Here is a 23,381-nt window from a genome sequence, read left to right as displayed (position 1 = left end):
ATTACCAATATTGCTCACTGGTGATATGCCCCGGTTTGCGGCGTAAGTGTTTCGTCATTCCACGCTGCTCTTTTAGCAGTTGTTGGGTATCTTTCACCATTTGAGGATTACCGCATAACATAATATGGCTGTTGTCGTTTTTCATCGTAAGCCCGACAGCGGCCTCAAGTTCTCCGTTCTCGATCAGTGCCGGGATACGGCCAGTCAATGAGCCGGGGTTTTGTTCACGGCTGACAATAGTTTGAATTCGTAGCTTGCCATTGAAATGCTCAACTAATTGCTGCATTAAGGGCAGATAGCTTAAATCTTGTGTTAGTCTGACTGCATGCACCAATACAATATTCTCAAATCTTTCCAGGTAGTCCCCTTGTTGAAGAATTGAAAGATAGGGGCCAATGGCTGTTCCCGTTGAAAGCATCCATAATGTTTTGCAATCAGGGATTTCATCAAGAATAAAGAAGCCTGCGGCTTGTTCTGTCACTAATAGATTATCACCAGGTTGCAGTGCTGCTAACTGTGGACTAAGTTTGCCTTCAGGAACCGTCACTAAATAGAATTCAAGGTTATTGTCTATCGGAGCATTAACGTAAGAGTAAGCCCGTTGCACCCGTTCATCATCTATTTCCATCGCCAGTTTCGCAAACTGACCCGCAGTGAATTTTTCAATCGGTGCATGCATCCTGATGCTGAATAAGGTATCCGTCCAGTGAATAACCTGTGTAACTTTTCCTGTAACCCAGTTTGCCATTGGAACTTGTCTCCTATTCTAAAAGAAATCCCCGAACCGTTTGTTTTTACGTCGCTATTTTAGTCTATAGAGATAAATACCATTATCGATTCTGTGTTACAGAAAAATTAACCATTATTTTGTTAATATTTAGTTGATATGTACATATTTGTTGCCATATGTGGCGTAATTGACTGTCATTTTTTCTGAGAATAAAATTGTGCACTACCTCGCAAAATATTTTAGATTTGTTAAGTTAGTCACATTGGTGAAGTAAGAGCATGCAGGCTGTTTTCTAATAGCCTGGCGGTTTACTGCGACTTTATGAATTGTATGAACGTGTTGTGAATGCGATGAGAAAATTAGAAAACTTTCATTTATTACTGATATTGATTGCACTGGCTGCTGTAGGGCAGATGACACAGACAATCTATGTGCCTGTGATTGCAGATATTGCTAAAGATTTTAATGTGCCAACAGGTTCTGTACAACGTGTGATGGCTGCATATCTGCTTTCTTATGGGCTTTCACAGCTTTTTTACGGTCCTCTTTCAGACCAAATTGGCCGACGTCCAGTTATCTTGGCTGGTATGATAATTTTCCTGTTTGCTACTGTCTGTGCTTTATTCTCTCCTAATTTGGATGTATTGGTTGTCTCCAGTGCTTTGCAGGGGCTAGGAACGGGGGTTGCCGGTGTGATGTCCAGAACGATGCCAAGGGATTTATATACTGGCACTGCGCTGCGTTATGCTAATAGTTTGTTGAATATGGGAATTTTGGTTAGCCCGTTACTTGCGCCGATGATTGGCGGTGTGATAGCGCATTTCTTTGGTTGGCGTTCCTGTTATCTGTTTTTATTACTTTTGTGTGTTGGCGTCGTTTATTACGTGTTTTCTAAATTGCCGGAAACCCGACCACAGCAAACTGAAAAACGAAAAATGCTCATTTCTTTCCATCAACTGTTATCAAATAGCGCGTTTACTGCTTATTTGGTGATGTTAATCGGCGGCTTATCAGGGATTGCGGTCTTTGAGGCCAGTAGTGGCGTGTTAATGGGCGGTGTGCTTGGGTTGAACAGTATTACCGTCAGTATTTTGTTCATTTTGCCAATTCCTGCGGCTTTCTTTGGCGCATGGTATGCCGGGCGGGAAGGAAGAACTTTTTATAATCTGATGTGGCATTCGGTGGTTTGTTGTTTATTGGCTGGTGCATTGATGTGGTTACCGGGATGGTTCGGCGTTATGAATATTTGGACGCTGTTGGTGCCTGCCGCGCTTTTTTTCTTTGGTGCAGGAATGTTATTTCCATTAGCGACAACAGGAGCAATGGAACCATTTCCTTATCTGGCCGGTGCAGCCGGGGCGCTGGTTGGCGGTTTGCAGAATATTGGCTCTGGTCTGGCAACTTGGTTATCTGCAATGCTGCCGCAAAATGGTCAGTTTAGTGTGGGTATGTTGATGTTCTTTACGTCAGTTTTGATCTTGCTTTGTTGGTTACCATTGGCGCATAGGATGCAGCGTCAGGGGCATGTTGTTTAATTAACCTGAACTCTGGATAAGGAAGAAAAGAAAAAAGGAACTAAGTGCCTGAGGCACGATCAAAGTTTTTGCTTAGAAAACAAAATCGTGCCTCAGGCTATGACTACTTTAGAAGAACTTTACTGCTGCGTCGATGATTTTTGCCAAAAATTTATGCCAATGTGGGAGCAACAGCTTATCGCAAATAACCAGCTTAAACACCATCGCGCCACATCACTGTCTCTCAGTGAAGTGATAACTATCCTGATTTTATTTCACATGAGCCATAATCGTCATTTCAAAGGGTTTTATACGGAGTATGTACAACCCTTCCTTACCGCTGAATTTCCCGGATTGGTGAGCTATAACCGGATAATAACATTGAAGAAAAGCGCCATTATTCCTTTGTGCGCTTTTCTTTCTTCACGCAAAGTCAAATCACAGGGTATTGCTTTTATTGATTCCACCAAAATCGCCGTTTGCCATAATGCGAGTATTCCCCGATTATCAATGCATCAAAATGTAAATTTTCAGCCTATAGATATACGTAAACCTATCGATAAATCATCTCCTTTATTATCACAAGCGTTAACATCAAATGAAATATTAACCTGTGAGTTTTTCTTTTATCGAACTTCGATGAATGGTGGTCTTGAATTATATTATAAAATAAAACTAACCGAGGCATCTTTAGTTAATATAAATTTCTTTTGCCCAAACTCTATAACACATAATGATGCGCAACCAGAGGAATCTCTATCCATTAAATTTAAATCCATTACGTGGGAGCATGTAACTGCCGGAACTAGTTCTTATAGTATATGGGAAGAGAGGGTATACTAATGATTATTCCGACAATGAGTCATTTTGATTTTTATGGTGATGAATTAATTAAGATATCCAGATATTCAGCAGCTTATTTGTTGGATGATATTGAATCTAAAAATGAATATTTATATGAAATTGGTCAGGTGGTTAGATTAATAAGGAGTGATTATCAAATCGCCTTATATAATTATAATCAAGGGCGTCATGAGTCATGGGCTGACGTAAAAAGATGCATAGCCGAAATAAGAAGGGAATTGGATGCTGAAAGGTATGGTTATGAACAAGGAAGAAGAAAAGATAGGAAAACATATTTAAATACCCAAGAATACTCAGGAAACGGATTTCTATATTATGGTAAAAATGGGTTAAAAGTTGTTGGAGGTATTGTGCAGCTTGGAGCTGGAATTATGGCTTTTGGCACAAGGGGAGGGTGGGTAAGAGGCATGGAGTCTAAAGGCATGGGAGTTCTAGCTATAGCCACAGGGGTTGGCGACGCAGTGGAAGGGGCAAGCAATATCATGTATGAATGGACAGATGGCTATATAAATCCAAATAATCCAACTAAGTTTTTGACAGAAAAGGGTTTTTCTTTTTTTGGTGCTGATGAGGGTACTGGGGAATTCGCGTATGATATGGTAAACTTTGGCGTTGGTATTTATTTTGGGTTTACAGCTTTTGCTAAATATGATCCTTCTAAAAGAATTATAAACTTACCTGTGAAAACAAAAAGTGGTCTTGAAAAAGTACCACTTTTACATAAATTATTCACTGAAAAAGGGGGGGTTAGGTTATTCAGGCATATGGAAAATGATTATAAAAGAAAAATTTTTACCAGTGGTAAAGCAGTACTTACTTATAAAGCTAGTAATGCGGCAATTAAAGCATATTTGCTGTTAGATAAATATTTTCTCAATGAGAAAGATGAAAGTAACTGAATAGGTAAATTATTTTCGCCTTTAAGTATAGAAGAAAACTAAATTTTCTATCTAAGGATATTACTATGGATAGAAGTATTATAGAAGAAAAATATATGAATGCATAAATGAAAAACATCGCAACAGGATTATTATTGGTTGAGTATATGCTTACGAAATAAAGTAATATGATTATGGTGTTGAGTGTGAATACTGTTGATAGATTCCAACGAAACAAATCACTAAGCCACTCATCATATTTGTCCATTGACTCGTGCTCTCTTTCATATGCATTTTTTAAAGAATTAATGTCTTTTTTTGACAATTTACTTAATAGATAAATATTATTTTTCTTCATGGTGTTTCTCTTGTTTATGGGTAATAATGTTTTTATCACCCAGTGTAAATTTTTATTGTCAAGCTAGTTTTAGTTGTATTTTCTCATAAGGTGAATATTTATCCTCTTCTGAGAAACTAGTGTTTATTTTTTCTATAAATGCATTTTGAAATTTAAATTCATGGGTTATTTTATTATCAATGCACTGAAAAATTTTTAATTCTAAACTTTCATTTTTATCAATAGCATTAAGTAATAAAGGTGATGCACTATCTACGTTTTTTTCTAAAATGATTTTGTCTATATGACTTAAGCCATCAATGCCTTTTGATAACTCAAGGGAGTGGAGCTGTATTTTATCTTTGTGAGCATCATTTTCTGAACAGTTTTTCGATAACAATCCTTGTTCTGCCCCTGATATTTCCATGTAAGTAGTATACTGCATAGTATTTCCTCTTTATTGTTAATTAATCCCAAGTAAGCCATTTTATTTGAAAATAGGCAATGAAAACCTAATGTAATAATAGGGATTCTGTAAATTTACATAATGAATCGTCTCAGAAAATGGTAATTTAAAGTCCGTCAGGCAGTGAACGTTGTTACCGTTCACCGTCTGATGATTAGACAAAATGATTATTGCAGAGTAATTTTAGACTATAAACACATACGCCCCCGAAATTGTATCTCAACTTGGCGGTAGACTCACAATTCACGAGGGCGCAGGCTCAAAACTTAAAGAGAGTTTAGAATAATTAAGCAGTTAAAGAAAGGGTGGTCATTCATTTCACCCTTTCTTTATATCTAGATATCTAGGGAATCTTAGCCTTTATCTTCCCAATCCTGCGCACGGGCAACCGCCTTTTTCCAGCCATTGTATTTGTAATTACGTTCAGTGGTTTCAATACCTGGACGGAATTCTTTTTCAATGGTGGCTTTACTTTTCACTTCATCTAGGTCTTTCCAGTAGCCAACCGCCAATCCTGCAAGGAATGCTGCGCCCAATGCCGTGCTTTCACGCACAACTGGGCGTTCTACTCGGGTGCCAAGGATATCTGATTGGAATTGCATCAGGAAGTTATTGGCAACAGCACCGCCATCTACCCGCAGTGCTTGCAGTCGGGTGCCTGAATCAGCTTGCATGGCATCCAATACATCGCGGGTTTGATAGGCGATGGATTCCAGCGTTGCGCGAATGATGTGATTACTGTTGGTGCCGCGGGTTAGTCCAAAAATTGACCCTCGGGCGTAGGGGTCCCAGTAGGGGGCGCCAAGGCCGGTAAAAGCAGGGACCACATACACGCCGTTACTATTTTTAACTTTAGTGGCAAAATATTCGGAATCAGTAGCATCGGCAATGAGTTTCAGCTCATCACGTAGCCATTGAATGGAAGCGCCGCCAACGAAAACCGCACCTTCAAGCGCATAGTTCACTTCACCGCGGGGACCACAGGCAATGGTTGTCAGTAATCCGTGGTTGGAGCGCACGGCGTCTATACCCGTGTTCATCAGCAGGAAACAGCCTGTCCCGTAGGTGTTTTTCGCCATACCCGGTTGGACACAAAGTTGACCGTATAGAGCAGCTTGCTGATCGCCTGCGATACCTGCGATAGGAATTCGAGTACCGCCTTTACCGCCGATGTTGGTCTGACCATAAATCTCAGAAGATGCATGAACGGTCGGCAGTAGGGAACGCGGGATTTGTAACTCATCAAGAATATGCTGATCCCATTCCAGATTGTGAATGTTGAACAGCATTGTTCGAGAGGCGTTGGTGAAATCGGTAACGTGGACTCGGCCTTGGGTCATTTTCCAGACCAACCAAGTATCCACAGTACCGAACAGTAGCTCACCTTTTTCAGCCCGTTCACGGGCGCCTGGGACATTATCTAAGATCCATTTGACTTTGGTGCCGGAGAAATAAGGGTCCACTACCAGCCCTGTATTCTGGCGAATATATTCTTCCAATCCCTCTTTCTGTTTTAGTTTAGTACACGCGTCTGCGGTACGACGACATTGCCAAACGATGGCATTGTAGATAGGTTTACCGGTTTCTTTTTCCCAAATGATCGTTGTTTCACGTTGGTTGGTAATCCCAATACCAGCAATTTGATCGGAACTAATATCTGCTTTTGCTAATACTTCTACCAGAGTGGAGCTTTGGGTTGCCCAGATTTCCATTGGATCGTGTTCGACCCAACCCGGTTTAGGGTAAATTTGCTCAAACTCTCTTTGGGAAATCGAGATAATATTGGCGTCGTGATCAAGAATTATTGCTCGGGAGCTGGTGGTTCCCTGATCAAGGGCGACAATGTACTTTTTCTCAATCATATTTTCTGTTGTCATGATAATAACCTGTTCTGGTAACGCTCTACTTTAGGCTTTCTTTTTCTTCTGATCTTCAGTCTTATGAACATCAGAGGGCAAATGGCGACCAATAAGTTTGCGGTAACCAAATGCTCCTACAATACCGCCGATAATGGGTGCAGTCAGAGTAACCAGACAGTAAGGGATTTCACGTCCACCTGTCAGGGCAATATCTCCCCAACCCGCTAGATAAGCAATTAATTTGGGACCAAAGTCACGGGCCGGGTTCAGAGCGAAACCGGTTAATGGACCAAATGCGCCGCCGATAACGGCAATCACAATACCAATCAGTAATGGGGCCAGAGGACCGCGGGGAATACCGTTGCCATCGTCAGTCAGCGACAGAATCAAACAGAGCAGAATGGCGGCAATGATAACTTCTATCATAAAAGCTTGAGAAATGGACAGCTGCGCCATTGGATAAGTAGAGAATACTCCGGCGGTAAACAGGCTTTCAGGAGTACCGCGAACGATATTGTGTACCTGTTCGTAATCAAGGAATACACTGTAGTACATCATGTAAATGAGAGCGGCAGCGATGAAGCCGCCAATCATCTGGGCAATAATAAAAGGAATAACTTTTTTGCCATCAAAGCGGGCAAACAGCCATAAGGCAATCGTCACCGCTGGGTTGAGGTGAGCGCCGGAAACACCTGCGGTGAGATAAACAGCCAACGCAACGCTCATACCCCAAATGATACTGATTTCCCACAAGCCTAATTGTGCGCCGGCAAGACGTGCAGCGGCGACACAGCCTACGCCAAGGAAAACCAATAGTGCGGTACCAAGAAACTCAGAGATACATTGTCCGGTTAATGTCGTGCTAGTGGTTTGGCTCATATGTTCTATCCTACAAAGAAGATTTTAGAGGCATAATTATTATTGTCACCTTTCAGAAATTGAAAGGGAGGTTTTGTAAATTTATCGTTAATGAGCGGAAACGAGAAATAGCGAAATTGAAATGTGTGTGTTGTGTCAACAAAATGAGCGAATCCGCATTTATCCGCTATTTTGCTAAAAATTAAAGTGTGAGACACTTTGAGGTTTTTATTTGGTAGTTATTTTTCATGTGTTGGGGATGTTGCTAGACAGGGGCGCGTTGGCTACATACAATCAGACAATTGCTTATAAGGGGGAACCGAGAATGTCATTTGAAGTTTTTGAAAAGCTGGAAGCCAAGGTTCAGCAGGCGATTGATACTATTACCCTGCTACAAATGGAAATTGAAGAATTAAAAGAAAAAAATCGATCTTTGTCTCAGGAAATTCAGAATGCCGCCAGCAGTCGTGAGTCTCTGGTTCATGAGAATGAGCAATTAAAACAAGAGCAACAAGTATGGCAAGAACGTCTGCGTGCCTTGTTGGGCAAAATGGAAGATGTTCAGTAATTACAATTTCCGGCAGACAAAAAGGGCGATCTAAAAAATCGCCCTTAATTCTATCTGTTGTACTTTACCATCAGATGATCTCATCTTCTTCGTTATCATCAAGTCCTAGCGGCTCTTCAGACAAAATGATACCGGTGTTGTCGGCATACAAATAATCGCCGGAGAAGAAGGTGACACCACCGAAGTTCACCCGGATATCGCTTGCACCGGTCCCTTCATCACGACAGCCAGCAGGAATAGCGGCTATAGCTTGAATACCGAGGTCGAGCTCTGCTAGCTGGTCAACCTGACGTACAGCACCGTAAACAACAATGCCCTCCCATCCATTTTGCACAGCGAGTTGTGCCAGCTCAGCGTCAATTAATGCTTGGCGTACAGAACCACCACCATCTACCAGTAAAATGCGTCCATGACCACTGTCTTCAAGCAGGTCGTAAAGTAACCCGTTGTCTTCAAAGCATTTAACCGTGATGATTTGACCACCAAATGAAGTACGCCCGCCAAAATTGGAGAACATAGGTTCTACCACATTTACTTCTTCTTGATAGATGTCACAAAGCTCGGAAGTATCATATTTCATAGGATTTACGTCTGGTTAAGGTATGGAACAGTAAGTATATCCCTTTCAGGTCGATGTTAGCAAAATCATCAATTATTAAATTGATGTTGTTAACAGGTATCTATAATGATTAAGTTACAACACCTCTCGGAAAAACAGCACAAATGCTATTTAATTGAAACAAATGCTGTTTAATTAAAAAGTAAGACCAACTGAAAATAGAATATTAGTCAGTAGTGCCGCTTTAACCATCTGTCCCAACATTGGACGCATTCCTTCAGGTGTGGGTTCATTAAGTACATACCACATATGTTTGAACAACCAAGGCAGAGCGAGCAGGAACAGCCAGCCTGACCAGCCAGACGGGTTTTTTACGGTGAATAATACCAAGCAGAGTATTGCTGTGATTATTAAACAGCCGTGATAATAACGGGCTTTTTTAGGGCCGAGACGGACAGCTAGGGTATTTTTGCCATGTTGTTTGTCATCTTCAATATCACGCAAATTATTGATATTTAAAACAGCAGTAGAGAGGAGGCCACAGGCTGTAGCCGGGAGTATGACAACCGAGTCAAAAAAACCGGCTTGAAGATAATAAGTACCGGCAACACTTAACCAGCCAAAGAAAATTAATACTGAAATATCGCCAAGCCCCATATAGCCATAAGGTTTTGCGCCGACTGTATAGGTAATTGCGGCAATAATTGCTAGCAGACCAAGTACCAGAAAACCGAATATATCGCCGGGTTCTTCACAAGCAATGGCAATCAGGGCGCTACCAGACAGACAAGTTAGCAGGACAATAATCTTCAGTGCTTTTTTCATCTGTGAGGCGGTAATAATGCCTTTTTGCATACCGCGTAGCGGCCCGATACGCTTTTCAGTATCACTGCCTTTAATAACATCACCGTAATCATTGGCGAGATTGGACAGAATTTGCAGTATGGCTGCTGTTAATAGCGCTAGTAAGGCAACCGGTAACTTGAAATGCCCTGTCCAGGCAGCGAGGGCTGAGCCGGTAATAATGGCTGCAAGGGCGAGTGGCAGCGTTTTAGGACGCAAACTTTCCAGCCATGCTTGAGTTTGACTAATAGAAGTTGATGAGTTCATTTCTGCGTTCACTTACTCCTGTAGGTTTATAAAAAACGAATGGGAGGCAAGCCTCCCATCATTAATTATAGTGGATCAGGAATCGTATACACCGATTATAGGATAAAGCGGCTCAGATCTTCATCTGCAACCAATTCATCTAGATGCTGTTTCACGTAGTCGGCATCAATATTAACTGACTGACCTTGGCGTTCGCTGGCTTCGAAAGAGATATCTTCCATCAGCCGTTCAAGCACCGTATGCAGGCGACGAGCACCGATATTTTCGGTTGATTCATTTACCTGCCATGCTGATTCAGCAATTTTGCTAATGCCATCAGCCGTGAAACTGATGTTCATGCCTTCTGTTGCCATGAGAGCTTTATATTGTTCTGTCAGAGATGCGCTTGGTTCAGTCAAAATACGCTCAAAATCTTCTGTGGTTAATGCTTGTAGCTCCACGCGGATTGGCAAACGCCCTTGTAATTCAGGGATCAAATCGGAAGGGCTAGCAACCTGGAACGCACCAGAGGCGATAAACAGGATATGGTCTGTTTTTACCATGCCGTGTTTGGTAGATACCGTACAGCCTTCCACTAATGGCAACAGGTCACGCTGAACACCTTCACGGGAAACATCAGGGCCTGAAGTTTGACCGCGTTTGCAGATTTTGTCGATTTCATCAATGAAGACAATACCGTGTTGTTCAACAGAATCAATAGCCTGTTGTTTCAATTCTTCCGGATTAACCAGTTTAGAGGCTTCTTCTTCGACCAGTAGCTTGAAAGCATCTTTGATTTTTAGCTTACGAGATTTATGTTTCTGACCAGCAAGGTTCTGGAACATAGATTGTAACTGATTTGTCATCTCTTCCATGCCCGGAGGCGCCATGATCTCGACACCTACAGGGGCGGTAGCAACATCAATCTCAATTTCTTTATCATCAAGTTGACCTTCACGTAATTTCTTACGGAATGCCTGACGTGCTGCTGATGGCTCAACTTGTGTCTCTGCTTGTCCCCAGTTATTTTTTGCTGGTGGGATCAGGACATCCAGAATACGCTCTTCTGCCAGTTCTTCAGCCCGATAACGGTTTTTCTCAATGGATTGCAGGCGAACCATTTTAACCGCAGCATCGGTCAGATCACGGATGATAGAGTCAACTTCTTTACCAACATAGCCAACTTCGGTGAATTTGGTCGCTTCGACTTTGATAAATGGCGCATTTGCCAGTTTTGCCAGGCGACGGGCGATTTCGGTTTTACCTACCCCAGTCGGACCAATCATCAGGATATTTTTAGGCGTTACTTCGTAGCGCAGCGTTTCATCTAGCTGCATACGACGCCAGCGGTTACGGAGTGCGATAGCTACAGCGCGTTTCGCTTTGTCCTGACCAATAATGTGATTGTCAAGTTCGCTGACAATTTCGCGTGGAGTCATTTCAGACATACTATCTACCCTTACGCTTTTGAAGGAAGTTCTTCGAAGTTGTGATTATGGTTGGTGTAAATACAGATATCACCGGCAATGGTTAGTGCTTTCTCTGCAATTTGCCTGGCGCTGAGATCAGTATTTTCCAGCATTGCCCGTGCGGCGGATTGGGCGTATGGACCACCGGAACCAATGGCGATCAGGTCATTTTCTGGCTGAACGACATCGCCGTTACCTGTGATGATCAGGGAGGTATTTTCATCTGCGACTGCCAGCAGTGCTTCCAATTTGCGTAACATGCGATCAGTGCGCCAGTCTTTAGCAAGCTCAACCGCTGCTTTGGTCAGATGCCCTTGATGCATTTCAAGTTTACGTTCAAACAGTTCAAACAGAGTAAAAGCGTCTGCTGTACCGCCGGCAAAACCCGCGATTACTTTGTCATTATAGAGGCGGCGAACTTTACGGACATTGCCTTTCATGACGGTATTACCCATCGTTGCTTGTCCATCACCACCGATTACGACCTGGCCATTACGGCGAACACTTATGATTGTAGTCACGAGTAAGCCCTTGGTTACAAAAATAGATAAATGTGACGCACGGTACTTTCGACAGTGCATATTCGATAGGGTATACGGCTATCGAAAATACCGTGTGCACGGTGTTTAGCAGAATAGATGGGGGAGAATTATAATTTTTCAACCCCCAGTAATACGGAGAATGCAACCTGATACGCCAACGCCTTTCAGACGTTCCTGCATTTTTTCTGCGGTGTTTTTACTATAGGGACCAAGAACAACACGATGCCAGCCGTCTCCCGTTGTGATCTGGCTTTCAATGCCTGCAAATGCCAGGTTGGCACGTACTGATTCAGCTTGGTCCATGTTGCGGAATGAACCACATTGCAAAATCATACGCTGTGCCTTTTCTACGGGCTTAGGTTTACTGATTTCAGCTGGCGGCGGTGTTTGTGGTTGAACTGGCTGAGTCTGTATTGGTTGTTGTGGTAACGTTTGTTGAGGCTGTGGTTGCGGTCTTGTTGCCAGCGATTGTTGTGTTTCCGCTGATGGCTTGATGATCACTTGTGAACGTGGTACCTGAACGCCATTGTATGGCACTTCTGGCAGAGAGGTTGCCGGTTGACGCATATCTGCCCGCATTTGTTCAAGTAACTGCCGTTGCTCTGCGGTCAACTGAGTTTGTGAATTGATTTGCCCCCCCGATGAGGGATCACGTGGTGTTTCAATACCAACAGGGCGATTTTCCAATTCTTTGATATAGCGCCAGCGCTCTTCTGGTTTTGGCGGTAATCCATTATTTTGCTGAACATGTTTTGGTAGGGTGTCTGGTGCGCTTTCCTGTTTATTATGGGTAATAAAGTAAAGGCCGCCAATAAAGATAATGACTAATGCTACCGCGACGGCCAGCGTTGCTTTTGGCAGACCTTGGGTTTGGTATTTTTTCTTATCGGTATTTTTACGGCGGGTGTTTGAACGCCCGCGACTCACATAATCTCGTTGTGCCACTGTCTAATTCGCTGAGTAATAAATAAAAGAAAATAAACGATATGTTACTTAACCTGCGGTTATTTGCCTAGCTTTTAGGCGAACAGGTGCTTTGCCGAATGATTAATTCCGATTCCAGTAACTGAGAACCGCCAGATGTTGTGTGACCTTGGATTTGATTTAACAACAGCATCATTGCCTTGTGCCCAATTTGATAGCGGGGTTGGCCAACGGTTGTCAATGGCGGATCGCTGTACATAGCGAGACTTAAGTTATCAAACCCAATGATTGATAAATCTTCCGGTATTTTTAATCCCATTCTTTTAGCCTGCCACATCACGCCAATCGCCATAACATCGCTGTGGCAAAAGATGGCGGTAGGAGGATCTAACAGAGAGAGTAGCTGTTCGGTCAACTTAGCGCCGCTTTCATGGGTAAAGTTACCTTGGACAATATAATCTTCACGAATTGTCCCACCAGAGCGACGTAATGCTTGGATATATCCTTGAAGGCGATAGCGGCAAATCGGTATGTTTTCTGGACCGGAGAGGCAGGCAATACGTTTATGCCCCAATGTTTGCAGATAATGAGTCGCATTAAATGCGGCGGTCAGGTTATCAATATGGATCGTCGGCAGTTCTAACTCTGGTGCAAATTCATTTGCCATTACCATAGGCGGTAGGTTTTTTTGTTCTTCTTTGCTGGCATCAAACGGGATATTGGAACCCAGTAACAACAGGCCATCAATTTGTTTGGTGACAATCAGGTTGAGAAACGCGTGTTCCTGTTTTCGCTGATGTTGGCAATCACCGATTAAAACCAGATAGCCATGTTGTGCCGCTGCCTCTTCAATGCCGCAAATTACATCAGTGAAAAAGGGATCGCTGATGTTCGGTACTATCACCAAAATAGTTTTTGACTCACCGCGTTTAAGATTACGGGATAAGTTACTGGGATAATAACCCACTGCCAGTACAGCTTGTTCCACTTTTTGTCGGGTTTGGGAAGAAACTTTTTCTGGATTCATGAGTGTTCTTGATACTGTTGCCGTAGAAACGCCAGCCACTTCAGCGACATCTTTCATCGTTGCGGAGGTGCCATTCTTTTTCTGCTCCAAAACTCACTCCTCATTTCCTGACGGGGTAGTTAAATGATTGTCATTTTCTGGTTGCCGGGAAACCGTCAGTGACTTTAAGAAAAGCAACAACATGCGGTTTAAGGTTATGACAATGTTATTAAGGGATCATTCTAAACAGTTTGGCAAATTCGTTTATTCCTTAGTTTGTAAAAAAGTGTGATATAAATCATTTATTCGATATGGCTCGCAAATTAGTGAATACTTTTTCATTGATTACTGATCTTCAGGTGTGATTTTTTAAATAGTAAATAAGAGTATGTTTAATCTGCTCAGGTTATCTGTTTTAAAATAGAGGTAATTAATCGCTAACTGTCTGTTGGATCAACATCGATATTCCATTTCACTTTTCGGATTTGTGGCAAAGTTGTTATTTGTGGATAAACCATCACCATGATTTTTTGTAAAAAAGTTCTGGATGGATGTTGAATTAATAGTTGCCAACGATAACGACCACCTCTTTTTGATTGTAATGCGGGAACCGGGCCCATGATCCATAAGTTATTATCCCGTAAAGGATGATGTTCAAAAAGCAGGCGCAATTGCTGTAAAAAAGCAGGTGCTTGCTGATTATCGTGATCTTCTGACCGCAAGATAATATGGCTGGTAAATGGTGGCAAAAACACACTTTTGCGTTCGTCCATAGCTTGAATAGCGAAAGCATCGTAGCCTTTATTGAGCAAAATTTGTAGTAATGGATGGTCAGGATGATGAGTTTGAAGAACAACTTCTCCCTGTTTACCCGCTCGACCAGCCCGACCAGAAACCTGTGTATAAAGTTGTGCGAAACGTTCCGCTGCCCGAAAGTCTGCTGAAAACAGGGCGCCATCAACATCAAGTAAAGCGACCAGAGTGACGTCAGGAAAATGGTGACCTTTTGCCAGCATTTGGGTGCCAATCAGTATACGGGCATTTCCGGTGTGAATGTCAGCGAGTTGTTGTTCCAGTGTTCCTTTGCGGCTGGTGGTATCTCTGTCAATGCGGGTAATGGGAACATCAGGAAATAGGGTTGAAATACCGTCTTCAAGCTGTTCTGTGCCGAGGCCAACAGGTTGAAGATGGGTAGAACCGCATTGCGGGCACTGACGGGGAACGGGGCGCTGGCTGTCACAATAATGGCAACGTAACTGACGATGGTGTTGATGCAGTGTGTAATAATGGTCACAGCGTTGGCATTCTGCAATCCAGCCACATTCATGGCAGAGTAGGGCAGGGGAGTAACCGCGACGGTTAAGGAAAAGTATGACCTGATTATTGGCTTGTAGATGTTCTTCAATACGCTTTATTAGTGGTTGAGATAACCCGACTTTGAGTGGTAAACCTTTTAAGTCCAACAGATGTTGAGTCGCTGGTTGAGCGTGGCCTGCTCGTTTGGATAATGTTAGCGGGCGGTATTTGCCTTGTTGCACATTGTAAAGTGTTTCCAGTGCTGGAGTCGCAGAACCCATGATCACCGGGATATTCTCTTTTTTTGCTCTGAATACTGCTAGATCACGGGCATGATAACGCCAGCCCTCCTGTTGCTTATAAGAACTGTCATGTTCTTCATCAATAATGATGATGCCAAGGCTGGCAAAAGGGGTAAATAGGGCTGAGCGTGTACCGATGACAATTGCGTTCTCACCCTGTTGTGCCCGTAGCCATACAGCAAGGCGTTCACTGTCATTCAGGGCTGAATGAAGAACATCAACCGGTGCGTTGAAACGTTCACGGAAACGACGGATGGTTTGTGGTGTCAGGCCAATTTCCGGTACAAGTATCAGCGCTTGTTTACCTTGCGCCAAAATATTCTCCAGCACACTGAGATAAACTTCTGTTTTACCTGATCCGGTGATGCCGGCCAGTAACCAGGGAGAAAATTGCTGGTCTTCTGCGCGGATAGCACCAACGGCTGTGGCTTGTTCAGTATTCAATTTCAGGCGTTCGCCGGTGATTTGGAAGTGATTTCGCCAATTCTCAGATTCAGGTCGCACAGGGTATAAATCGATAAGTGATTTCTTCTTGAGCGACTGGAAGGCGCTTTCGCTCAGTTCCAGTTCTGTAATCTGATGGCGATATATTGCTTTACGGCGTAGGGTTGCGAGTACTTGCTGCTGTTTTGGTGAGCGTTTCAGTTGAGCCAGCGGTAATTCAGCGCCTGTTGGCGTGACTTGCCATTGCCATAGAGGGGTTGATTCCGCGGGTTTTCCCTGACGAAGTAGTACCGGCAATGCATGGAACAGGACTTCACCGATGGGGTAATGGTAATAGCTGGATGCCCAGAGTAATAGCTGCCAAAGATTTTCTGAAAATAAGGCGTGAGTATCGAGAATAGACTCTATGGTTTTTAGTTGTTCTGCTGGAATATCACTGTTGTCAGTTATCCCGGTAACGATACCAATAGCTTTACGTTTACCAAAAGGGACTGCTACCCTCATCCCTGCAACGGGTAATTGACTCTCTGTGGGCAACAGATAGTCAAAAGAGCGGGTAAGAGGGACAGGCAGAGCAACCTGAACAACAATCATAAAATTATTCCGAACGATCAATAAATAAAGCAAAAATTGGCTATAGGGTATCATAGACAATCAACGGATTTCATTGCGGGATAGGCAGATCTTCTGTATGATCCGCCGCCTTTGGTATGGAATATACCAAACTCATTTTATCAACACGACGTGTGGTGTCTGGCGGCAACAGGGCTGGATAGCGACACGGCCTTAACAGAGGTTATCCCATGAAAAAAGGTATTCATCCTAAATATGAAGAAGTTACTGCAACTTGTTCTTGCGGTAATGTAATACAAATCAGATCTACCGTTGGTCACGCTCTGAACCTAGACGTATGCGGCCAATGCCACCCATTCTATACGGGTAAACAACGTGATGTTGCTACTGGTGGTCGTGTTGATCGCTTCAAGAAACGTTTCAACGTTCCAGGTGTCAGCAAGTAATTGCCGAATTGCGCCTATCCGTAATGACAGGCCAACTGGTACTAACGCCCGGTGTTTTGCATCGGGCGTTTTGCATTTTAGCCATAATAAAAAATCCCTGAATTTTTACAGGAGTTTTTTGCGTTACTATCAATATTCCCAGGTATCAGGATCAATCCCTAATTCCCGCATGATCTTTTTGGCCTCCGCTGGAATTTCATCATTACGCTCTTTGCGTAAATCATCATCATCAGGCAGCGGTTGCCCAGTAAATGCATGCAGGAATGCTTCACACAGCAATTCACTGTTAGTCGCGTGACGCAGGTTATTTACCTGGCGACGGGTGCGTTCGTCGGTGAGGATCCTCAACACTTTCAAAGGAATTGAGACTGTGATTTTCTTCACTTGTTCGCTTTTTTTGCCATGTTCAGCATAAGGGCTGACATATTCACCGTTCCACTCAGCCATGGGGTACCTTAAATAGTCGTAAAATCATAAAATTAAGCCGGATAACAGCACCAGCTTTCGTTGTGACATATTGCCATTTTATCGTGATTTCCTTATCAATTATACAGTTATAGTATATGCGATAAACTAATGACGATTAATAAATAAAGTAACATTAGTTATGATGAATAATTATCCCATTGCTTAATCTAACCGTAAAGAGGTTTAGATGTCTAGATGTGTTGACGTCTATTGTGGTAGCAGATATTCTTCCCTGAATTAATTTATGACAGACAGTGGTAGCTGATATGACACGCAAACCGGCAACAATAGCAGTTCGCAATGGGTTGAATAATGATGAACAGTACGGCTGTGTTGTTCCGCCTATTTATCTTTCCAGCACATATAATTTTACAGATTTTAATCAGCCAAGGACACATGATTATTCCCGCAGGAGTAATCCAGGCCGTGACATGGTACAACGGGCGTTAGCTGAGTTGGAGGGAGGCGCGGGTGCTATTATGACCAGCAGCGGAATGTCAGCTATTCACCTGTTATGCACGGTTTTCCTTAAGCCCGGCGATTTGTTGGTCGCGCCTCATGACTGTTATGGCGGCAGCTACCGTTTATTTGACAGCCTGAGTCAACGTGGCGCTTATGAAGTGGCTTTTGTTGATCAGAGTGATGAACAGGCATTAAAGCAAGTCTTGTCCAAAAAACCAAAGTTGGTATTGATTGAAACGCCCAGTAATCCTTTATTACGTATTGTCGATATTGCCCATATATGCCGGCTTTCCCATGAAGCTGGGGCGATAGTCGTTGTTGATAATACTTTCCTGAGCCCTGTATTACAGAAGCCTTTGGCGTTGGGGGCAGATCTGGTTGTGCATTCCTGTACTAAATATCTTAACGGACACTCTGATGTGATTGCCGGCGCCATTATTGCAAAGGATGAAGAGGTCGCCACGGAGCTCGCTTGGTGGGCGAATAATATTGGTGTAACTGGCGCGGCGTTTGATAGTTACCTGCTATTGCGTGGAATGCGTACTTTATCGCCACGGGTCTTGTTACAGCAAAAGAACGCATTGGAGATTGTCAATTATCTTCAACAGCAACCGCTAGTGAAAAAACTTTTTTATCCTGCTTTAAAAGATCATCCCGGACATGAAATTGCTTGTAAGCAACAATTTGGTTTTGGCGCAATGGTAAGCTTTGAGTTAGATGGTGGTGAACAGGCGATACGTCGTTTTCTATCTGAGTTAACGTTATTTACTTTGGCGGAATCACTAGGTGGGGTAGAAACCTTAATTTCCCATACGGCTACCATGACTCATGCTGGAATGTCAGCACAGGCAAGGGCGGAAGCGGGGATTACGGATGCACTATTGCGTGTTTCTGTGGGTATTGAAGATAGTCAGGATTTAATCGCTGATTTGGAAAATGCATTTCAGGCAGTAGTAAAGGAGTGACCATGAGTGCACTGGCAATTGTAGCGGCGGAAAATGGCCGCCAATTACATAAGTTTGGTGGAAGTAGTCTCGCGGATGTGAAATGTTATCAACGGGTAGCCAAGATTATGGCTAATTACAGTCAACCTGGCGATTTAATGGTGGTATCCGCGGCGGGCAGTACGACTAACCAGTTAATTAATTGGCTTAAACTTAGCCAGAACGACCGTATTTCTGCTCATCAGGTACAGCAGGTTCTGCGCCGTTATCAGCAGGATCTGATAAGAGGTTTGCTGCCTGAAACTGTTGCTGAAGAGTTGGTGACGCGTTTTATTGCCGATCTTGAAAAGTTAAGTACATTATTGGATAAACCGGTTAGTGATGTGACTTATGCAGAAGTGGTCGGGCACGGAGAGATTTGGTCCGCACGTTTGATGTCTGCCGTGCTTGAGGCTCAGGGCATTCCTAGCGCTTGGGTGGATGCTCGCCAGTTTTTACGTGCGGAACGGTCGGCTCAACCGCAAATTGATGTTGCACTTTCTCAACCGCTGCTAAATCAATTAATAACGAAAAACCCAAATAAGCGATTGGTCGTGACCGGTTTTATCTCCAGTAATCATGATGGAGAAACAGTTTTGTTGGGGCGAAACGGCAGCGACTACTCCGCAACTCAGGTCGGGGCTTTGGCAGGGGCGAAACGGGTCACCATCTGGAGTGATGTTGCGGGTGTTTACAGTGCTGATCCGAGAAAAGTCAAAGATGCCTGTTTGTTGCCATTATTACGTCTGGATGAAGCCAGCGAGCTTGCTCGTCTTGCCGCACCAGTGCTGCATGCCCGTACCTTACAGCCTGTTTCCATCAGTGATATTGATTTGCTATTACGTTGCAGCTACCAGCCGGAGCAAGGATCAACGCGTATTGAAAGGGTTTTGGCCTCTGGAACTGGCGCCAAAATTGTTACCAGCCATGATGATGTTTGCCTGATTGAATTGCATGTGGCTGCTCATCATGATTTTAAACAGATATACAAAGATATTGATCTGTTGTTAAAACGGGAACAAATTCGCCCATTGGCGACAGGTATCCATCCAGACTGTAATTTGATCCAGCTCTGTTACACTTCCGAAGTGGTGAATAGTGCACTGGGTGTGCTGGAAGATGCTGCGCTTCCGGGCAGACTTTCACTAAGAGAAGGTTTGGCGCTGGTGGCGTTGGTTGGAGCGGGTGTATGCAAGAACCCATTACATTGCCACCGTTTTTATCAGCAACTTAAAGATCAGCCGGTAGAATTTATCTGGCATGCGGAGGATGGCATCAGCCTTGTCGCTGTGCTGCGGACTAATCAGACTGAACATGTGATTCAGGGATTGCACCAGAGCTTGTTCCGTGCTGAAAAGCGGATTGGCCTGATTTTGTTCGGTAAAGGCAATATCGGCTCCCGCTGGTTGGAGTTATTCGCTCGTGAGCAGAAAAATATTTCAGCTCGCAGTGATTTTGAATTTATTCTGGCGGGAGTGGTGGATAGTCGCCGGAGCTTGCTCGACTATCAGGGGATTGATGCTAGCCGGGCATTAGCTTTCTTTGATGATGAAGCGACAGAGTATGATGTTGATGCGTTATTTCTGTGGATGCGAGCACACCCTTATGACGATCTGGTGATACTGGATGTGACGGCCAGTGAAGAACTTGCTCGATGTTACAACGACTTCGCCAGCTACGGTTTCCATGTCATCAGCGCTAATAAAATTGCCGGCGCTTCCAGTAGCAGTGATTATCGTCTCATTCGTGATGCATTTGCTAAAACAGGTCGTCATTGGTTTTACAATGCAACAGTCGGCGCAGGTTTACCGATAAATCATACCGTGAGGGATTTACGGGAGAGTGGCGATACCATTTTGTCCATCAGTGGCATTTTCTCCGGCACGTTATCTTGGTTGTTTCTGCAATTTGATGGCTCAGTACCCTTTAGTGAGTTAGTTGAGCAGGCGTGGCAACAGGGATTGACAGAGCCTGATCCGCGTATTGATCTGTCTGGTCAGGATGTGATGCGTAAATTGATTATCCTTGCTCGTGAAGCAGGGTATGAGATTGAGCCAGAACAAGTGCGGGTTGAGTCATTGGTCCCGAAAGAAGCAGCATCTGGTTCTATTGAGCAATTCTTTGATAACAGCGGTGTTATCAATGAGCAAATGGTGCAGCGATTAGCCGCAGCGCAGGAAATGGGCATGGTGCTGCGTTATGTTGCTCGTTTTAATGCAAATGGTAAGGCAAAAGTGGGTGTTGAGGCGGTATGTCCTGATCACCCATTGGCTTCTTTGCTACCGTGCGACAATGTGTTTGCGATTGAGAGTCGTTGGTATCGTGACAATCCGTTAGTGATTCGTGGGCCGGGGGCGGGTCGTGATGTGACGGCAGGCGCAATTCAGTCGGATCTTAACCGTTTGTCACAACTGCTTTAAGTTTCTAACCTTTACTTATTGATCAAATATGATTTCCTTCGCTTGATGTTTGAGGTAACCAGAGGATAGGTGTCCTGCATAGGGCATCTTTCCTCATTGCTGCCTTAGGCATCGATCCGCTAAACCGATATAAACAAAACCAAAGATCCCTTGATGAAATTTTTTCCGATTCAGGGTGAATATTCCTCACCGATTTAACTCAATTTTGTTGTTGACTAAAAAATACCGATCCTTCATCTTATTTAGACGTCTAAACGTATAGGTGTTTAGAAGTGTAAATAAGAATAACTGGCAAATTATTGATATGGGAAATTATTCCGCTTGTTAACGAGGTGCAGGGTATGAGTTTTTTTCACGCAAATCAGCGAGAGGCGCTGAATCAGAATCTGGCTGAACTGGAAGGACAGATCCGTGTTTCATTTGAATTCTTTCCACCGCGTACAGCCGAGATGGAAAAAACCCTGTGGAAATCCATTAATCGCCTGAGCACCCTTAAGCCTAAATTTGTTTCCGTTACTTATGGCGCTAACTCTGGCGAACGTGACCGTACTCACAGCATAATCAAGGGAATAAAAGAGAAAACTGGCCTTGATGCGGCTCCGCACCTTACCTGTATTGATGCCAGTCGTGATGAATTGTGCGAAATCGCCCGGGATTATTGGAAAAATGGTATTCGCCATATTGTGGCTTTACGGGGTGATTTACCGGAAAACAGTGAAAAACCTAAAATGTATGGGGCTGATCTGGTCGAATTACTTAAGAAAGAAGCTGATTTTGATATTTCCGTTGCTGCTTACCCTGAAGTTCATCCTGAAGCAAAAAGTTCTCAGGCTGATCTGATTAGCCTGAAAAGAAAAATTGATGCGGGTGCGAACCGTGCTATTACCCAATTCTTCTTTGATGTGGAAAGTTACCTGCGTTTTCGTGACCGCTGTGTGGCTGCCGGGATTGATGTAGAAATCGTACCGGGAATTCTGCCGGTATCCAATTTCCGTCAGCTTAAACGTTTTGCTGTAATGACCAATGTGCGTATTCCTAGCTGGATGACTAGAATGTTTGATGGTCTGGATGATGATCCTGAAAGCGCTAATTTGGTTGGGGCGTCTATTGCAATGGATATGGTGAAGATTTTAAGCCGCGAAGGTGTGAAGGATTTTCATTTTTATACCTTAAACCGCGCGGAACTGAGTTATGCAATTTGTCATACTTTGGGTGTTCGTCCTTAATCTTTGGCTCTTACTAAGGAAATTTCTTAGTAAGAGCATGTTTTTATAAAGTGTAAACTTTTATTATCTGGTTGGATAATTAAGGTTAATCTATTTCCGGTATCTAATTTTATAGAATGGAGAATGGAGAATGGAGAATGGTAATAAATAATACTTTGTTATTAATTAAATTATTAAAGATAAGTTATATACCCGTCATCTTTCAAGTTGCCTCTTTGTTGGCTGCACTCACTCACCCCGGTCACATAGTTATCTATGCTCCTGGGGATTCGCTCCCTTGCCGTCGCGATGCATCTTGAAATCCATTGGGTATAGTAAATAACGACTCTGGTTATAATTTTTTTTACATATACCTGTGCTCATTGAAACTGCTTGATTTTCGCCCAAATGAGGTTCATGGTATCTGTCATGAAAATATTCATTACCGATGAACAAAAAGCCGAACTTGAACACCTCCATCACACCTGCCGTGATAAGAGAGAGTGTGATCGCATCAAAGCGGTCCTCCTGGCCTCTGAGGGCTGGAGTTCTGTCATGATCGCTCAGGCCCTGCGTCTTCATGAAACGACCGTTAATCGTCATATCAGCGATTACCTTAATCACCGTAAAATCAAGCCCGAAAATGGCGGCTCTCAGAGCCATCTCAGCGAAACATAGACTCAGGAACTTATCGCTTATCTGACCGCGAATCTTCTGCCTACCACACAGGCGGTTATCCGCCTTGTCAAAGAAGCGTGGGATATCAGTTACACTGTTCCCGGCATGAATAAATGGCCGCACCATAATGGATTCAGTTATAAAAAGCCGACCGGCGTGCCACACAAGTTCAACGCGGAACAGCAGCGGGCCTTTATAGAAACCTACGGGAAACTCAAGCAGGAAGCCGGAGACCATGAACCCATCCTGTTCATTGATGGCGTCCATCCCACGCAGGGGACCAAACTCGCTTATGGCTGTATGCTAAACCGGCTGATCCAAAAGCTTTGCTGAGTGCTGCGGTTTCTGCTTCTCAGGGGGGAGCTGACTTACCGAAGGCGCCGCTGACTATTCACCGTTTCCCACAAATGCTAGAAGGGGCAAGGGGCTTGGTTAACCAGC

At 43.6% G+C, this 23,381-nt stretch carries 19 protein-coding genes and 2 pseudogenes; 9 read left to right on the top strand and 12 right to left on the bottom strand.

Going from position 1 to position 23,381, the window contains the following annotated elements; genetic code table 11:
* Position 1: 1 nt before the first annotated feature.
* Positions 2–748: a ferredoxin--NADP(+) reductase gene (gene fpr, locus OO184_RS16155; protein WP_265380059.1), complete on the bottom strand. Its 747-nt coding sequence runs from the start codon at positions 746–748 to the stop codon at positions 2–4.
* Positions 749–1,080: 332 nt separating this feature from the next.
* Between fpr and emrD the strand changes: the two genes are divergently transcribed.
* The 3 genes and pseudogenes from emrD (at position 1,081) to OO184_RS16140 (ending at position 4,007) form a co-directional block, all read left to right on the top strand.
* Positions 1,081–2,265 carry a multidrug efflux MFS transporter EmrD gene (gene emrD, locus OO184_RS16150; protein ID WP_265380058.1) on the top strand — a complete coding sequence of 395 codons (1,185 nt, stop codon included), beginning with the start codon at positions 1,081–1,083 and terminating at the stop codon, positions 2,263–2,265.
* A 99-nt stretch (positions 2,266–2,364) separates the two neighbouring features.
* Positions 2,365–3,024 (top strand): annotated as a pseudogene (tssD, locus tag OO184_RS16145) (type VI secretion system tube protein TssD); the annotation flags it as partial.
* Between the two features lie 62 nt (positions 3,025–3,086).
* Positions 3,087–4,007 (top strand): DUF4225 domain-containing protein, encoded by a 921-nt coding sequence (locus tag OO184_RS16140; RefSeq protein ID WP_265380056.1) that lies wholly within the window; start codon positions 3,087–3,089, stop codon positions 4,005–4,007.
* 395 nt (positions 4,008–4,402) lie between these two features.
* On the opposite strand, the gene OO184_RS16135 is transcribed toward OO184_RS16140, so the two are convergent.
* The 3 genes from OO184_RS16135 to OO184_RS16125 all read right to left on the bottom strand — a co-directional run bounded on the left by OO184_RS16135 (position 4,403) and on the right by OO184_RS16125 (position 7,527).
* Entirely contained in the window at positions 4,403–4,768 is a 366-nt protein-coding gene (locus OO184_RS16135) for a type VI secretion system tube protein Hcp (protein ID WP_265380055.1), read from the bottom strand.
* A 374-nt stretch (positions 4,769–5,142) separates the two neighbouring features.
* Positions 5,143–6,666: a glycerol kinase GlpK gene (glpK, locus tag OO184_RS16130; protein WP_265380054.1), complete on the bottom strand. Its 1,524-nt coding sequence runs from the start codon at positions 6,664–6,666 to the stop codon at positions 5,143–5,145.
* A gap of 30 nt (positions 6,667–6,696) precedes the next feature.
* A complete protein-coding gene (locus tag OO184_RS16125) occupies positions 6,697–7,527 on the bottom strand; it encodes an MIP/aquaporin family protein (protein ID WP_265380053.1) in 831 nt (276 codons plus the stop codon).
* A 304-nt stretch (positions 7,528–7,831) separates the two neighbouring features.
* Between OO184_RS16125 and zapB the strand changes: the two genes are divergently transcribed.
* On the top strand, positions 7,832–8,074 hold the full coding sequence (gene zapB / locus OO184_RS16120) for a cell division protein ZapB (protein ID WP_214089456.1): 243 nt from the start codon (positions 7,832–7,834) through the stop codon (positions 8,072–8,074).
* A gap of 70 nt (positions 8,075–8,144) precedes the next feature.
* Here the strand turns inward: zapB and rraA are convergent, their stop codons facing one another.
* The 7 genes from rraA to priA all read right to left on the bottom strand — a co-directional run bounded on the left by rraA (position 8,145) and on the right by priA (position 16,299).
* Entirely contained in the window at positions 8,145–8,654 is a 510-nt protein-coding gene (gene rraA, locus OO184_RS16115; protein WP_265380052.1) for a ribonuclease E activity regulator RraA, read from the bottom strand.
* Positions 8,655–8,828: 174 nt separating this feature from the next.
* Positions 8,829–9,743 (bottom strand): 1,4-dihydroxy-2-naphthoate polyprenyltransferase, encoded by a 915-nt coding sequence (locus tag OO184_RS16110; protein ID WP_265380090.1) that lies wholly within the window; start codon positions 9,741–9,743, stop codon positions 8,829–8,831.
* Between the two features lie 95 nt (positions 9,744–9,838).
* Positions 9,839–11,170, bottom strand: a complete 1,332-nt coding sequence (hslU, locus tag OO184_RS16105) for an ATP-dependent protease ATPase subunit HslU (RefSeq protein WP_265380051.1) — start codon at positions 11,168–11,170, stop codon at positions 9,839–9,841.
* Positions 11,171–11,181: 11 nt separating this feature from the next.
* Entirely contained in the window at positions 11,182–11,712 is a 531-nt protein-coding gene (gene hslV / locus OO184_RS16100; RefSeq protein WP_049584891.1) for an ATP-dependent protease subunit HslV, read from the bottom strand.
* A gap of 138 nt (positions 11,713–11,850) precedes the next feature.
* On the bottom strand, positions 11,851–12,678 hold the full coding sequence (gene ftsN / locus OO184_RS16095) for a cell division protein FtsN (protein WP_265380050.1): 828 nt from the start codon (positions 12,676–12,678) through the stop codon (positions 11,851–11,853).
* Positions 12,679–12,745: 67 nt separating this feature from the next.
* Positions 12,746–13,774: a DNA-binding transcriptional regulator CytR gene (gene cytR / locus OO184_RS16090; RefSeq protein WP_265380049.1), complete on the bottom strand. Its 1,029-nt coding sequence runs from the start codon at positions 13,772–13,774 to the stop codon at positions 12,746–12,748.
* A gap of 326 nt (positions 13,775–14,100) precedes the next feature.
* Positions 14,101–16,299: a primosomal protein N' gene (gene priA, locus OO184_RS16085; RefSeq protein ID WP_265380048.1), complete on the bottom strand. Its 2,199-nt coding sequence runs from the start codon at positions 16,297–16,299 to the stop codon at positions 14,101–14,103.
* Between the two features lie 209 nt (positions 16,300–16,508).
* On the opposite strand from priA, the gene rpmE reads away from it, so the two are divergent.
* Positions 16,509–16,724 carry a 50S ribosomal protein L31 gene (rpmE, locus tag OO184_RS16080; RefSeq protein ID WP_214052729.1) on the top strand — a complete coding sequence of 72 codons (216 nt, stop codon included), beginning with the start codon at positions 16,509–16,511 and terminating at the stop codon, positions 16,722–16,724.
* Positions 16,725–16,853: 129 nt separating this feature from the next.
* Here rpmE and metJ read toward each other — a convergent pair whose 3' ends face one another.
* The gene (metJ, locus tag OO184_RS16075; protein ID WP_265380047.1) at positions 16,854–17,171 is read right to left on the bottom strand and encodes a met regulon transcriptional regulator MetJ; all 318 of its coding nucleotides are present in this window, start codon (positions 17,169–17,171) and stop codon (positions 16,854–16,856) included.
* A 287-nt stretch (positions 17,172–17,458) separates the two neighbouring features.
* Here metJ and metB point away from each other — a divergent pair, with 287 nt between their 5' ends.
* The 4 genes and pseudogenes from metB to OO184_RS16055 form a co-directional block, all read left to right on the top strand.
* The gene (metB, locus tag OO184_RS16070; RefSeq protein WP_265380046.1) at positions 17,459–18,619 is read left to right on the top strand and encodes a cystathionine gamma-synthase; all 1,161 of its coding nucleotides are present in this window, start codon (positions 17,459–17,461) and stop codon (positions 18,617–18,619) included.
* A gap of 2 nt (positions 18,620–18,621) precedes the next feature.
* A complete protein-coding gene (locus OO184_RS16065) occupies positions 18,622–21,057 on the top strand; it encodes a bifunctional aspartate kinase/homoserine dehydrogenase II (protein ID WP_265380045.1) in 2,436 nt (811 codons plus the stop codon).
* A gap of 341 nt (positions 21,058–21,398) precedes the next feature.
* Positions 21,399–22,283 carry a methylenetetrahydrofolate reductase gene (gene metF, locus OO184_RS16060; RefSeq protein ID WP_265380044.1) on the top strand — a complete coding sequence of 295 codons (885 nt, stop codon included), beginning with the start codon at positions 21,399–21,401 and terminating at the stop codon, positions 22,281–22,283.
* Between the two features lie 408 nt (positions 22,284–22,691).
* Positions 22,692–23,237 (top strand): annotated as a pseudogene (locus OO184_RS16055) (winged helix-turn-helix domain-containing protein); the annotation flags it as partial.
* Positions 23,238–23,381: the final 144 nt, after the last annotated feature.

It is taken from the genome of Photorhabdus aballayi (genome assembly GCF_026153155.1).
Lineage (GTDB): Bacteria > Pseudomonadota > Gammaproteobacteria > Enterobacterales > Enterobacteriaceae > Photorhabdus > Photorhabdus luminescens.
This window is presented reverse-complemented; position numbering and strand designations above follow the sequence as displayed.

Excerpts from the sequence above, each read along its gene's own strand:
- glpK (WP_265380054.1), bottom strand. The coding sequence starts at position 6,666 with ATGACAACAGAAAATATGATTGAGAAAAAGTACATTGTCGCCCTTGAT.
- priA (WP_265380048.1), bottom strand. The coding sequence starts at position 16,299 with ATGATTGTTGTTCAGGTTGCTCTGCCTGTCCCTCTTACCCGCTCTTTT.
- OO184_RS16110 (WP_265380090.1), bottom strand. The coding sequence starts at position 9,743 with ATGAACTCATCAACTTCTATTAGTCAAACTCAAGCATGGCTGGAAAGT.
- rraA (WP_265380052.1), bottom strand. The coding sequence starts at position 8,654 with ATGAAATATGATACTTCCGAGCTTTGTGACATCTATCAAGAAGAAGTA.
- rpmE (WP_214052729.1), top strand. The coding sequence starts at position 16,509 with ATGAAAAAAGGTATTCATCCTAAATATGAAGAAGTTACTGCAACTTGT.
- OO184_RS16140 (WP_265380056.1), top strand. The coding sequence starts at position 3,087 with ATGATTATTCCGACAATGAGTCATTTTGATTTTTATGGTGATGAATTA.
- zapB (WP_214089456.1), top strand. The coding sequence starts at position 7,832 with ATGTCATTTGAAGTTTTTGAAAAGCTGGAAGCCAAGGTTCAGCAGGCG.
- metB (WP_265380046.1), top strand. The coding sequence starts at position 17,459 with ATGACACGCAAACCGGCAACAATAGCAGTTCGCAATGGGTTGAATAAT.
- metJ (WP_265380047.1), bottom strand. The coding sequence starts at position 17,171 with ATGGCTGAGTGGAACGGTGAATATGTCAGCCCTTATGCTGAACATGGC.
- metF (WP_265380044.1), top strand. The coding sequence starts at position 21,399 with ATGAGTTTTTTTCACGCAAATCAGCGAGAGGCGCTGAATCAGAATCTG.
- OO184_RS16125 (WP_265380053.1), bottom strand. The coding sequence starts at position 7,527 with ATGAGCCAAACCACTAGCACGACATTAACCGGACAATGTATCTCTGAG.
- OO184_RS16065 (WP_265380045.1), top strand. The coding sequence starts at position 18,622 with ATGAGTGCACTGGCAATTGTAGCGGCGGAAAATGGCCGCCAATTACAT.
- fpr (WP_265380059.1), bottom strand. The coding sequence starts at position 748 with ATGGCAAACTGGGTTACAGGAAAAGTTACACAGGTTATTCACTGGACG.
- emrD (WP_265380058.1), top strand. The coding sequence starts at position 1,081 with ATGAGAAAATTAGAAAACTTTCATTTATTACTGATATTGATTGCACTG.
- hslU (WP_265380051.1), bottom strand. The coding sequence starts at position 11,170 with ATGTCTGAAATGACTCCACGCGAAATTGTCAGCGAACTTGACAATCAC.
- OO184_RS16135 (WP_265380055.1), bottom strand. The coding sequence starts at position 4,768 with ATGCAGTATACTACTTACATGGAAATATCAGGGGCAGAACAAGGATTG.